13 protein-coding genes are annotated in these 12,896 nt (G+C 46.7%); 8 read left to right on the top strand and 5 right to left on the bottom strand.

Annotation, left to right across the window (positions count from 1 at the left end; all coding sequences use genetic code 11):
- Positions 1-137: 137 nt before the first annotated feature.
- From QZW82_RS04395 to QZW82_RS04380, 4 genes are all read right to left on the bottom strand, one after another.
- Positions 138-1,043 carry an AraC family transcriptional regulator gene (locus tag QZW82_RS04395; protein WP_293145128.1) on the bottom strand — a complete coding sequence of 302 codons (906 nt, stop codon included), beginning with the start codon at positions 1,041-1,043 and terminating at the stop codon, positions 138-140.
- A gap of 273 nt (positions 1,044-1,316) precedes the next feature.
- The gene (locus tag QZW82_RS04390) at positions 1,317-1,952 is read right to left on the bottom strand and encodes a class I SAM-dependent methyltransferase (RefSeq protein WP_293145125.1); all 636 of its coding nucleotides are present in this window, start codon (positions 1,950-1,952) and stop codon (positions 1,317-1,319) included.
- A 6-nt stretch (positions 1,953-1,958) separates the two neighbouring features.
- Positions 1,959-2,420 (bottom strand): cupin domain-containing protein, encoded by a 462-nt coding sequence (locus tag QZW82_RS04385; protein WP_293145122.1) that lies wholly within the window; start codon positions 2,418-2,420, stop codon positions 1,959-1,961.
- Between the two features lie 66 nt (positions 2,421-2,486).
- On the bottom strand, positions 2,487-2,966 hold the full coding sequence (locus QZW82_RS04380; protein WP_293145119.1) for a hypothetical protein: 480 nt from the start codon (positions 2,964-2,966) through the stop codon (positions 2,487-2,489).
- 227 nt (positions 2,967-3,193) lie between these two features.
- Between QZW82_RS04380 and QZW82_RS04375 the strand changes: the two genes are divergently transcribed.
- The 3 genes from QZW82_RS04375 to QZW82_RS04365 all read left to right on the top strand — a co-directional run bounded on the left by QZW82_RS04375 (position 3,194) and on the right by QZW82_RS04365 (position 7,503).
- Positions 3,194-4,648: a folate/biopterin family MFS transporter gene (locus tag QZW82_RS04375; RefSeq protein WP_293145116.1), complete on the top strand. Its 1,455-nt coding sequence runs from the start codon at positions 3,194-3,196 to the stop codon at positions 4,646-4,648.
- A 265-nt stretch (positions 4,649-4,913) separates the two neighbouring features.
- Complete coding sequence (locus QZW82_RS04370; protein ID WP_293145114.1) at positions 4,914-6,407, top strand: carotenoid oxygenase family protein; 1,494 nt, start codon at positions 4,914-4,916, stop codon at positions 6,405-6,407.
- A 187-nt stretch (positions 6,408-6,594) separates the two neighbouring features.
- Positions 6,595-7,503, top strand: a complete 909-nt coding sequence (locus QZW82_RS04365) for a DUF4436 family protein (protein WP_293145112.1) — start codon at positions 6,595-6,597, stop codon at positions 7,501-7,503.
- Positions 7,504-7,727: 224 nt separating this feature from the next.
- Here QZW82_RS04365 and QZW82_RS04360 read toward each other — a convergent pair whose 3' ends face one another.
- Positions 7,728-8,582 carry an SGNH/GDSL hydrolase family protein gene (locus QZW82_RS04360; RefSeq protein ID WP_293145109.1) on the bottom strand — a complete coding sequence of 285 codons (855 nt, stop codon included), beginning with the start codon at positions 8,580-8,582 and terminating at the stop codon, positions 7,728-7,730.
- 507 nt (positions 8,583-9,089) lie between these two features.
- Between QZW82_RS04360 and QZW82_RS04355 the strand changes: the two genes are divergently transcribed.
- The 5 genes from QZW82_RS04355 to QZW82_RS04335 all read left to right on the top strand — a co-directional run bounded on the left by QZW82_RS04355 (position 9,090) and on the right by QZW82_RS04335 (position 12,855).
- Positions 9,090-9,332 (top strand): hypothetical protein, encoded by a 243-nt coding sequence (locus QZW82_RS04355; protein ID WP_293145106.1) that lies wholly within the window; start codon positions 9,090-9,092, stop codon positions 9,330-9,332.
- Between the two features lie 106 nt (positions 9,333-9,438).
- Positions 9,439-9,972, top strand: coding sequence for an RDD family protein (locus QZW82_RS04350; protein WP_293145103.1), 534 nt, complete (start codon positions 9,439-9,441; stop codon positions 9,970-9,972).
- Positions 9,973-10,010: 38 nt separating this feature from the next.
- A complete protein-coding gene (gene rpmG, locus QZW82_RS04345) occupies positions 10,011-10,199 on the top strand; it encodes a 50S ribosomal protein L33 (RefSeq protein ID WP_015175916.1) in 189 nt (62 codons plus the stop codon).
- Between the two features lie 128 nt (positions 10,200-10,327).
- Positions 10,328-10,543 carry a 30S ribosomal protein S18 gene (gene rpsR, locus QZW82_RS04340; protein WP_006631377.1) on the top strand — a complete coding sequence of 72 codons (216 nt, stop codon included), beginning with the start codon at positions 10,328-10,330 and terminating at the stop codon, positions 10,541-10,543.
- Positions 10,544-10,845: 302 nt separating this feature from the next.
- Complete coding sequence (locus QZW82_RS04335) at positions 10,846-12,855, top strand: ribonuclease R family protein (RefSeq protein ID WP_293145100.1); 2,010 nt, start codon at positions 10,846-10,848, stop codon at positions 12,853-12,855.
- Positions 12,856-12,896 lie beyond the last annotated feature (41 nt).

Raw genomic sequence — 12,896 nt, 5'->3', positions numbered from 1 at the left:
GGACTAAAGTCCTCACTACGAACCTTATGATTGCCGGCAATTAACAGGACAAAATTTCAGTGCATACTAAATTTAGCGATCGCCCGTGGCCGCTGTCTTGCCCAATCTTCCCAAAAATGTCCTAATCTTCCCAACCTTCAAAGCGCATCTCTATAAGCCTTTGGAGTAGTTTTAACCTGTTGGCGAAACACTCTGGTAAAATGACTTTGACTTTGAAATCCGACTTGGTGGCAGATTTCTACAAGTGTCAACTCCCGCAGCCGCAGCAACTGCTTCGCTCTCTCTATGCGGCATTTCACCACATATTGATGCGGTGTAATTTTTGTAGATTGCTTGAACAAACTTGCAAAATAATGCGGACTAATCTGCACGAGATTGCTCAGTTTTTCCAAACTCAAATTATCGTCTAAATGTTCGTCAATATAATTGCATACTTGCCTTAGTTGATACTTGCACAATCCGCCCGTATAGTTTTTAATCTCCTTTTGAAAGGAACAGTAGCGCCTCAGCAAATGCACAGCAAGCGCTGTCCCCATAGACTCTGCATACAGGCGACTGTCTGCACCTCCGGCTGCTAATTCTTGCTTCAAAGCCAGCCCCATATGCTGAATTAACGGATCGCGCAGGTGCAATTGCGGCACTAACTCAAGGCGATCGGCATCCACAGAGTCAAAAGCAGCGCGCGCCAGCATTTCAGGCGCGAGAAACAGCTCAATTAATGGAACTTCGCGATCGACAAATGTTCTCGGAATAGCTTGAGTAGCAGGAATAATCGCAATATCGCCGCTGGCATAATCTACCTCTTGCAAACTTCCATTCAACATAAAACTCGCCCGAAAATCATTTTCAGCGATGAGAATAAAGTGGTGTTCTAAATCAGTTTCCGGCATTTCGTCAGCAGGTTCTAGCTCATAAATCAGATTCAAACCATTCCATCCCAATTCAAAGCTAGAAAGGAGGTGCAAATGCGGTGCAGGTTCATTATCAGACACGGCTTTCAACAGTTGACAGTTGACAGTTGACAGTTGACAGTTTGAGAGCAAGCTCTAGCTTGAAGGAAGAGGATTGGAGTAATGAAAGGAAGAAAGAAAAATGTTTATGGCGAAGGTACGTAGTTGCGCTTAAGGGCTCTTTCCTAATATTATAAAGAGGGCTAAAGCCCAACTACGTACCTATTTCTAAGATCCTATAAAACCGCCCACCCTTTTTTAAGGGGGGATAGGGAGGATCGAATATCTAATCGTTAGACAGCCGACTGGTACTACGTTTGACATTAAGTTAACACGCTTTGAGCAGTGCTGTATCCTTACCCGCAGCTAAATGGGTTTCACCCCAGCTAACAAAGCTAGTTCCCGCCATTTCCAATAACAGTCTACATCGTCAAAACCAATTTCTCTAAACCAGCGCAGTTGCATTTCCACATCCAGCAATTTATTAGAAGGATCTTCACCCTCTTTGCTGATACCCAGTGCCTCTCGAAACTTCTCATGCAAAGCCTCTGTTGGGGACGCTACGTGTTCCAAATTGCAAAAAATGCCTCCGGGTTCCAAAAGCTCAAAAATCTCGGTGTAAAGCGAACGTTTGCGATCGTCCTCAACGTGATGGATGGCAAAACTAGAAACGATCGCATCAAACTTGCCCAAATCCGGCAGAGGTTCGTCAAAATTGTGCTCGATTACCGTGACAGTATTGTCATCAGCAAAGCGAATGCGGGCTTTTTCAAGCATAGTTGGCGAAAAGTCGATCGCCACAGATTCAACATTCGGGCGATCGCACTTCAGCAAGTCCAAAAGACGCCCATCACCCGTACCCAAATCTAGAATGCGCTTGACATCTTTCGGCACTTCCTCCAACAAAACCGCTTCACCTTCCGTGCGGTGAGGAATACCATCAGCCTTAGCAAGATACCACAAAGCGTGTTCCGCCGAACTCCAAAGATTAACTTGACTCATAAACTTTCAACCCTCATAAATCTCGCCATTTTTGCGAGTAAAAATCCAACCATTATCGCCCGCTTTCGCGATTAAGTCATCATCTGGGTAATTAGCTAAATCGCCAGAAGTGCGATCGCCAATTTCCAGATAAACAACATCAGCATTCGATCGGTTGACTAAATGATGCCCGTCGGCATCGCCAGCCGGAAAACCCGCCGCCATACCAGGTTGCAGCACTTCCTCACCAGCATTTGTAATCAGAGTAACTTCCCCTTCCAGAACATAGACTAACTCATCTTGACGAGAGTGCCAATGTCTCAGAGCAGAACAACTTCCCGGCGCCAACCTCACCAAATTTACCCCAAAATTCTGCAAACCCGCAGCATTACCCAAGCGTTTTTTAACTCTTCCCGCAACAGCAGATTTGAATTGCTGAGGATAATTTGAGCCTGTACTTTCTGGGACATTTTTAGGATTAACAATCATACAAGACTCCTTCTCTTCTCTTCTCTTCTTTCTCTTCCTTCGCGTTTTTCGCGCCTTCGCGGTTCCTTATTCCAAAGGTTTCAAAGTAGTAGGATTTTCCCGAACAGGCTTAACAAAACGGCTGTTAGCCCGCACAAAACAATTACCCTTATCCGTGGAAATAGGCAACCAAGGTTTACCATTAGAGTCAGCAATCATAATTTGATTGGCATTATTTCCCGTCACCGCTTGCAACCGTTCACCGCGCCGAAAAGTAGTCACCACAGGCCACTGCGAAACATTGTGTTTATTCCTCTCAAACAATTCATCTGGTGCATCAAGTCCATCTACAGAGATCGATCGAAACCTCTGGGCCATCCGACAATTTAACCCTTGAGAATCCGAGTCAACAACCACCCAATTCACCTGCCTATTTCCCCGCTGTCTCGCCAGCAGCCCCGTATAATCTCCTTGCTGATTAGCAACAGGTAAAGCCAAGGCTAAATTAGCCCCCGCTCCTAAAATCCAAGCTACTGCCAGAGAGACAATTCTAATTTCTGCTTTCATTGATACAAAAAATCCTTAAATTCAAATTAATTACAATCGTAGCAAGCTCTCCTGGCGATCGCGAAATTCCTAAATTCCTAATTGCTGAAACCGTTGCGTCCCTTTTTCTTCTGACAACAGTCAACCGTCAACTGACAACCGTCACAACCGTCAACTCTCAACAGTAAACTGTCAATTCATTAAGAATGTGTTATAAATATTGAGATTCATTAAGAAATATTGCTCAAATGCTCCTTTCCCCCTCTGGCGCCAGCAAACTCAAAGAATCCTTAAAAGAAAAAGTATTCTTCGGGAATGAGCCAACCCCGGAACTCATAGCCATCTTACTGATTTATTTCGTCCAAGGCATCCTCGGACTAGCCCGCTTAGCCGTCAGCTTCTTCCTCAAAGACGAACTCGGCATGAGTCCCGCCGAAGTCTCAGCCTTGCTGGGCGTCGTCGCCATACCTTGGATTATCAAACCTCTGTTTGGTTTCATGTCCGACGGGTTGCCCATATTCGGCTACCGCAGACGGCCTTACATCGTCCTCTCAGGGCTGTTGGGGACGGCTGCATGGGTGGGGATGGCTACAGTCGTACACACGCCCTTAGCCGCTACAGGGGCGATCGCCCTAAGTTCCGTTTCACTAGCCGTCAGCGACGTAATCGCCGACTCCCTAGTAGTAGAAAGAGCGAGAAAGGAAACAGTTAGCGACGCCGGTTCCCTGCAATCCTTATCTTGGGGGGCATCAGCCATTGGCGGACTAATTACCGCTTACCTCAGCGGTTCCCTGCTGCAACACTTCAGCACCCACACCATCTTTTTAATCACCGCATCTTTCCCGCTAATCGTATCAACAACAGCCTGGTTAATTACCGAAGAAAAAGTCAACAAAAGAACCGACTTTGAAACAGTAAAAGACCAACTCAAACAACTGCGGCAAGCTGTTACCCAAAAAACAATTTGGTTGCCCACGGCCTTTCTATTTCTGTGGCAAGCCACACCAAGCTCCGACTCCGCCTTCTTCTTTTTCACCACCAACGAATTAGGCTTTCAACCAGAATTTCTCGGACGAGTGCGCCTCGTCACCAGCATAGCCGCCCTCGTTGGCATTTGGCTGTTTCAGCGCTACCTCAAAGCAATTCCATTTCGAGTCATTTTCGGCTGGTCAACAGTCATGGCAAGTGCCTTGGGCATGACTACATTATTATTAGTAACTCATGCCAACCGAGCATTAGGAATTGACGACCAATGGTTCAGCATCGGAGACAGCCTGATCCTGACAGTAATCGGACAAATTGCTTATATGCCCGTGCTGGTACTATCAGCGCGGTTGTGTCCTCCCGGCGTCGAAGCAACCTTATTTGCAGTGCTGATGTCTGTCACCAATTTAGCAGGAATTATTTCCTACGAAGGAGGTGCAATTTTGACACACTGGCTCGGAATTACCGATCGCAATTTCGACAACCTCTGGCTGCTAGTAGTGATCGCCAACCTCTCCACACTGCTACCCCTTCCCTTCTTAAACTGGCTCCCAGCAGAAAGTACAGAAAGCGGAGATCCAAACTACCAACAATCTCTCCCAGTATTAGAACCAGAACTGGGCTGTACAAAACCGGGCGGACAACATTTCATGCCCGAATACTTTCCCGACTTAGTGCCAACAGTAATCTCCGAAAACCTCACCGCAGATAGCAAATAAAGAAAGTTCTGCAACAGATAAATTGAACAGTGTTTTCAACTCTGTGACTCTCTCACTTTTGCCCATAAGAATGGGTTTTAAGCCTCCTCCTTCGAGGGGGAAATCAAACAAAATCATTCACTGTTTCAATCCTCTTCTTTATAAATAAGTAGAGGTAGCTATCCAACTGTCAACTGTCAACTGTCAACTGTCAACTGTCAACTGTTGAACCTCTCTGTGTCCTCTGCGCTCTCTGCGGTTAAACAAATAAAAGCTAATTCCACCCATGCAAAAACTACAAGTTCCCCAATCTCAAACAGTAGCGCCAAACCTATCATACGATCGCAAAGACTGGCAGCGCGGCTACGAATCCCAACCCAACGAAGCCGACTACTGGATTGACAACATCGAAGGCGAGATCCCAGAAGGCTTACAAGGCACATTCTTTCGCAACGGGCCCGGATTGTTGGATGTCAACGGATCGCGCATCCACCACCCCTTTGACGGCGATGGCATGGTTTGTGCGATCGCAATTTCCCAAAAACGCGCCCACTTCCGCAACCGATTCGTGCACACCGAAGGCTATCTCGCCGAACAAAAATCAGGAAAAATCCTGCACCGAGGCGTATTCGGCACACAGAAACCCGGAGGCTGGTTAGCCAACATCTTTGATGTCAAAATCAAAAACATTGCCAACACAAACATCATTTATTGGGGCGACAAACTGCTAGCACTCTGGGAAGCAGCACAGCCCTACAGACTCGACCCCCGCAGCCTAGAAACCCTCGGATTAGACACCCTAGATGGGATTTTACAACCCGGTGAAGCCTTCGCCGCCCACCCCAGAATTGAAAAAGGGAAAAATGGTAAAGGAGACACATTAGTCAACTTTTCCGTCAAGCCCGGTTTGTCAAGTACAATCACGATTTACGAACTCGACGAAAGCGGCAAACTTTTACAAAAACACGCCCACGAAATCCCGGGTTTTGCCTTCCTGCACGACATGGTAATTACCGAGAATTACTGCATATTCTTCCAAAATCCTGTCAGCTTCAACCCCCTACTTTTCCTATTAGGATTTCGGAGTGCAGCGCAGTGCATTCAATTTTCGCCAAACAAGCCCACCCAAGCAATTTTAATTCCGCGCAACGGCACTGACGAGGTGAAGATATTAGAAACAGAACCTTGTTTTGTGTTCCACCACTGCAACGCCTGGGAAGAAAACGGCGAAGTTTTTGTAGATTCAGTTTGCTACGAATCATTTCCAACAGTAGAACATGACGGCGATTTTCTGGAGATTGATTTTAACAGCATTCCAGCGGGCGAGTTGTGGCGGTTCAAGCTAAATCTGCAAGACAAAACCGTGCAGCATCAAATTGTGGAAACTCGGTGTTGCGAGTTTCCGACTCTGCATCCGAATAATGTCGGACAACCTTACCGATATCTTTATATCGGCGCGGCTGACTCTCCCACTGGGAATGCTCCTTTGCAAGCTATTCTTAAAATAGATTTCCACACGGGTGAGAGGCAAGTTTGGAGTGTGGCGCCGCGCGGCTTTGCGGGGGAACCGGTGTTTGTTCCCCGTCCCGATGCTGTGGCTGAGGATGACGGTTGGCTGCTCGTTTTGATGTATGATGCGGCTAATCATCGATCGACCTTAGCGATTCTAGATGCCCGCGACATCACCAAAGGCCCCCTAGCGCGCCTGCATTTAAAACAGCACATCCCCTACGGTTTGCACGGCAGTTTTACACCAAACGTACTGCTTCCTGAGAACTAAGATCAAATTGGTTTGTAGTGAGGACTTTAGTCCTCTGACGGATGCGGACTAAAGTCCTCACTACGAACCTTTTGTTTGTAGTGAGGACTTTAGTCCTCTGACGGATGCGGACTAAAGTCCTCACTACGAACCTTTTGTATTGCGGGGAATGCTAACAACTGTTCGAGACATAAAATATCCATAATTAATGCAAACTATCAATAAAATTAATTTCAAAAAAATACTTATTTTAATTTGCAGCCTCGCCCTAAGTTTTGCAATTATCTTATCTATTTACTCTCACAATGCTAATGCCCAAGAGCCTTACAGCCCCTCTCCAGATACCGCTGTAGCCCCCAAAGGCTTGGTTGAGGTCAAAATGACCGTAATTGGCGTAGACCCGATTAAAAACGAATTAGAAACCCGCTTGCAGTTCGAGCTCAAAGGTATTTATAAAAAAGGGCCTACTTACCCGGCTCAAGATTTATTAATGACAGTTAACGGTGCCAATATCGAGGATTCGGAAATTAGCTTTAAAGAAGGTAAACCGATGATTGTCCCGGCATTAAAGTTTAACTTAGTCAAGGGAAAAATCAACAATTATCCATTTGACACGCACATTGCTAAAGTAGCTATTTCAATTGACCCGCTGGCTTCAATTGGCAAACAGTTTGCTCCCTTCCAACTAAATCCTGTGCCGCTGGAATTTAAGTTTAATGCTGATGTTCCCGGCTTCGATATCAGTTATAAGCCAATGGAAGAGAATTCATCTATCTTTATTTATATCGATATTTCTGCCACGCGATCGCTCCCGGTAAAATTTTTTGCCATAGTGATTATTGTGATTATGTGGGTGCTGTCAATCATGGCGCTGTTGCTAGCATTAAAGGTGATGAAATCGGGGAAGTTACCGGAAGTCGGAATGTTGAGTTGGACTGGTGTGATGTTGTTTGCTTTTCCCGGTATTCGCAACTCTCAACCGGGAGTTCCGCCAGTGGGAACTGCTAGCGATTTCCTATCGTTTTTTTGGACGGAAATGATCGTTGTGGTAGCGTTGGTGATTATCGGTAGCTGTTGGTTGAAGCGCTATCATCCGCCAGAAAACCCCGGCGATTAGAAACCGCAGAGTTTACGGGTACACAACCGAAGCCCCGGCGGTTAGAAACCGCGGCTATACAACCTAAGCCCGGCGGTTGGAAACCGCGGAGTTTACGGGCATACAACCGAAGTCTGCCTCCGCAGACTGAAGATAAATCCTTGATTCTTCAACCCACGGAGGTGGGTTTTGTTTCTGTAGCCGCGATTTCAATCGCCGGGTAATATCACTAAACTTACTTTTTTTCAATTTTTTACCTGCAAATTTTCAATATCCTTAGCGGGTACTCCCAAACCGCGCAAGATAGTAAAAGCAATGATTCGATATCCCGACGGATTCGGGTGAACTCCATCGGCTGCTAACAAATTTAGAGTCTTTCCCGCGTGTTTTTGATAGGTTCCGATCACTTCCCGAAAAGGCGCATTCAAATCGATAAATAAACACTGGTTTTGCTTGGCGATTTCTCGCATCGCGGCAACATATTCTTGCAACCTGCGATTTTCCGGGCCGTCGAGAATCTCGCGAATCGGAGTAGGAGAAAGCAGTACGACTCTAATTCCTGCGGCTTTTGCTGCCAGCACCATTTGAGTTATTTTGTTTGTATATTCTACCAGCGATAATCCTGCTGCTAGGTTGCCTTGCGGATGAAATTGCAGGTTTTGGAAGTCGAAGAAAGCGTGCCAAACGTCGTTGACTCCGGCGTTGATCGTGACTAAATCTGGCTTTTTGTCGATCGCATCTTTTTGAAAGCGCGCCTGCATATCACTCGCCTTGTTACCGGAGATTCCCGCGTTGACGATCTCGATTTTGCGATCGGGATACAGGGCATTTAGATACCGTTGCAGCAGCCAAACGTAACCTCCGGGGTATTTCGCGGCTTCGGTGATGCTGTCCCCCACAGTCACAATTTTGCGCTTACCCGCGAGCACGTTTTGGATTTCTGGTGGTGGCGATGCTTCGGATACAGGTTCTTTAAACACGGGAATCAAGGAGTGAGGTATGTTGAACGCGATAACAGCAGCAATTACGCCGAGGACAAGTCTGATTAACACTTGCTTCAGCGGGGATTTGGGACGGGGCGATCGCACATTTGCAGACATTATGGAGTTTTTTAGTAAAAGTCTAACTATTGAGGTCGCCAATAATCATATCGATTTTTGGATTTTTTGTCACTTATTGACTCGAGTCAGGACTTACGGACAAACACCAGTTTCTACGCAAATCCACAATCCACAATCGACAATCCCAAATCTAAAATCGATACATTTCGCCTGTCCAAGTCTCCTAGGTGAAATTACTTATGCTTTTACGAGCGGGATATCTATTTGTAATTCGAGTCACAAAAAACTCCGCCAAATCTCACATAATTTTTGCTACTTGCAGCACAACTATAGAAGATAAGCGCGGTTTATATTATAGATCTGTTCACAAGTAAGTCGGCGCTTTCAAACACAACTATGTAAACAATTGTAAATAAACAATTGTAAAGTGTCTAAACGTTTTCTACTGGCTGACACAAGCCTGTTTGCATACTGTTACATTGTTCGTTTAATTCCGTCTACATACTTAGATATTCAAGAAACAAGTTTTCAGGGAAGGTTAAAGTAATGGTAGCAATTTCAGATTTTTTATATCCTAAAAATCGTTACTACGGTGAAATAAAGCCAGAGAATTTGGTGTTTAATGCGAATTTACAAGAGTTTTCGCAGCGGGTGGGTTACATCAGTGCCTTGGTATCAAACGGCAAAATGCCTGTGGAAGAGGCGTTTATTCAAATCAAAACACTTTGGGAAGAGGTGGAAAAGTCGAAAATGCTGTTGGGAATCGGCGAAAATCCATTTTCTGCTTGAAGAATTAGGGCTGGGCTTTGACTTTGATTTAGTTTGATTTAGACCGATCGACCGGCTGAACAGTTTAAAATAAAAAAGTAGCTAATGGCGATCGCCCTTTTGACCCATGAGTTCCGACCTAGTTCCCCTCCTGCCTAAAGTATCACTCGAACGCCGCGCCGGTGCCTTCTGCATCGACGCGATCGCCGTTTGGATACCCAGTTTGCTTCTCGGTACCAATCCGATCGCCCAAACGATCTTTTTTGTCCTGCTGTGGATGATAATGCGCGTAGCTATCGTCAGGAAAAACCAAGGTCAAAGTCTCGGGCGCTGGGCCCTGGACATGAAAATTTTCGATCCCAGATTCCAACGGACTCCCGGAGTGCAAGAATTGTGCAAGCGCGAGGCATTGCTGGGCTTTTGCGCCGCCCTAGCCTTCGCAGGCGTGGCTGGACTCACTTCCACTAACGCCGGCGTCTTGCTGCTGATGTTACCGCTGGCGATCGACTGTAGCGTTGCTTTCACCGAGGCAGAAAGGTTTCCCCAAGCTTTTCACGATCGACTATCCCAGACGATCGTCATCGGAACCAAGCGCGGCTACTCCCTAGACATCAAAGTCAGAAGATTGCTTGACCAAGTGCAGACAAATGTGAGACGATAGTAAATTGTGTTTAAATTAGTCGAAATTTATTTAGAATTATGGCTAAAGGCGTCCGCATCATAATTACCCTAGAGTGTACTGAGTGCCGAACTAACGCGAGCAAACGCTCCAAAGGCGTGTCTCGGTACACCACGACCAAGAACCGTCGCAACACGACGGCACGGCTGGAACTCAAAAAGTTCTGCCCCCATTGCAACAAGCACACTGCTCACAAAGAGATTAAATAGTCATTAGTCAGCAGTCATTAGTCATTAGTCATTTGTTATTTGTGATTAGCTACGAGTAACCAATGCCCTGTCTGGCCAATGCCCTGCGCAGACCAATGCCCAATGCCCAATTACCAATTCCCGAAAAAATGACTTACTTTCGCCGGCGCGTTTCGCCAATCAAACCAGGAGACCCGATCGACTATAAAGATGTCGATTTGCTCAAAAAATACGTCACAGAACGCGGTAAAATCTTGCCCCGCCGGATTACCGGTTTGACGGCAAAACAACAGCGCGACCTGACCCGCAGCATCAAAAGAGCAAGAATTGTAGCTTTGATGCCCTTCGTAAACCAAGAAGGCTAATTGGATTTTGGATTTTAGATTTTAGATTTTGGACAAAAATAGGACTTACGCTAAAACAACGTCTTTTTGTCGGAAGCGATGGTAGCTAATAGCTGGCAATATTTGGTATTGAGTCGCTGGTGCGTAAGTCTTAATCAAAATCTCAAAAGTTAAAAACTAAAGCACAAAAAGCAAAACTTTTTAGATGTTAGTTTTGACAATTGATTTAAAAAATGTAAACATCCAAAATCTAGAATCGGAAGCAAAGAAACTCGATAAGTGGCAACTGTAAAAATCCAAAATCTCAAACATAAAGCGGGCAAGTGGAGAAGGGAACGTTAGTAGAATTTAGAGTGCACGGCGACCGCCGTCTGGCCGTTGCCGATCGCCCCGACGGCAAGAAAAACTGGGTAGTGGTAGACGAAAACGGTCAACCGCACAGCATTCCGCCCAAACAAATCAGCTACGAAGCAGTCGGAGAAACTTACAAACCCTCCGACATTTCCAAATTTCTTAAAGAAGTAGAAGCTTTCTCAGATCCGTCGAGTCTAGAAGTAGCTTGGGAACTTCTAGTGGGTGACGGAGAAAATACAGATCCAGAAGCCCTGGCTATGCTGCTATTTTCCGATCGCACTCCGGCGCAATGTTATGCAGCTTACTGTTTGCTGTCAACAGACAAACTGTATTTTAAACAAAAGGGCGATCGGTACGAGCCCCGACCAATTGCCCAAGTAGCCGAAATCAAACACCAGCAAGAAGTAGAACAGCAGCGACACCAAGAATCTCAAGGATTTTGGGATCGAGTCAAACAGCGGCTGGCTGGGGAAAATAATGTAGATTGGGCAACTAGCGATCGAACTCGCCTCGACGCCCTAGAACGCTTTGCCACCCTCGGAGAAGAAGCAACTCACCGCACGCCGGCCTTAGAAACTTTAGCCAGCTTACAACGTCCCGAAAACCCCGAAGCAGCATTTCAACTCCTAGTCGATCTCGGCCTGTGGAGTCCCCACGAAAACCTGTTTTTGCGGCGAAGCCAAATTCCCCTACAATTCTCCGCAAAGGTATTAGAAGTGGCCCAAAGCTGCCTAGAAAATCCCCAAACTGACTCGGACACAAATCGTCTCGATTTAACTCACCTCAAGGTTTACACGATCGACGACGAAAGCACTACGGAAATCGACGACGGCCTCAGTTTAGAATTCCTCGAAAACGGCCAGCAGCGACTCTGGATACACATAGCAGATCCCACTCGCTTGCTTTCCCCTGGAGACGAACTCGACCTCGAAGCCAGAAAGCGCACGACTACAGTTTATCTGCCCACGGGCATGATCCCGATGTTTCCCCCGGCTTTGGCAACCGGGCCGATGAGTTTAATTCAAGGGAAAGAGTGCAGCGCCCTCAGCTTTAGTGTCACCTTAGACGAAACCGGGGCGGTTTTAGATTACAGCATTCACATCAGCAAGATAAAACCCACCTACCGCTTAACCTACGATGACGTAGACGAAATGCTGGAGTTGGGAATTGAAGCAGAACCGGAAATAGGCGCGATCGCGGCTTTGGCAAAACTGCGTCAAAAATGGCGCGAAGCCCAAGGCGCCATCAGCATTTTCATGCCCGAATCCGTCATCAAAGTCTACGGCGACGAGATCGACATCCACGTCATCAACGACTCCACAGCTAGATTGCTAGTAGCCGAAATGATGATTTTGGCCGGCGAAGTCGCCGCCCGCTACGGTCAAACTCACAGCCTGCCCATACCCTACCGCTATCAGCCGCAGCCGGAACTCCCCCCAGAGGAAGAACTGCTGGCCGTGCCCGCTGGCCCAGCCCGCGCTTGCGCCGTGCGCCGCTGTATGCCCCGCAGCGAAATGGGTCTGACCCCCGGACGCCACGCAGGCTTAGGTTTGGAATCCTACACTCAAGTTACTTCCCCGATCCGCCGCTATACCGACTTGCTGACTCACTTCCAAATTAAAGCCCACCTGCGGGATGAACCTCTACCTTTTTCGGCCCAAGAAATACAGGATATTGTGATGTGTCTCGGTACCGCAGTTAGAGAAGCCTCTACCGTGGAACGCCAAACAAACCGTTATTGGGGATTGGAATATTTGCGGCGCAATCCCGATGAGGTTTGGGAAGCTTTGATGCTGCGCTGGTTGAGGGAAGATAGCAATCTGGCTTTGATTTTGTTGGAAGATTTGGGTTTGGAGTTGGCGATGCGGTTTGGTCGATCGGTCGAAATTGGCGATCGGCTAGAAGTCAAAGTCACTCACTGCGATCCGCGATCGGACGTGATTAACTTCCAAGAAGTCATTCTTGAAGTCGCACAATAGGATTTTAGATTTTAGATTTTGGATTTTGGATTGCCAAAATC

Origin of the sequence: Microcoleus sp. bin48.metabat.b7b8b9.023 (assembly GCF_013299185.1) — a bacterium.
In the GTDB taxonomy this organism is placed as follows: domain Bacteria; phylum Cyanobacteriota; class Cyanobacteriia; order Cyanobacteriales; family Microcoleaceae; genus Microcoleus.
The sequence above is the reverse complement of the archived record's forward strand: the minus strand, read 5'-3'. Positions and strand labels throughout refer to the sequence as shown.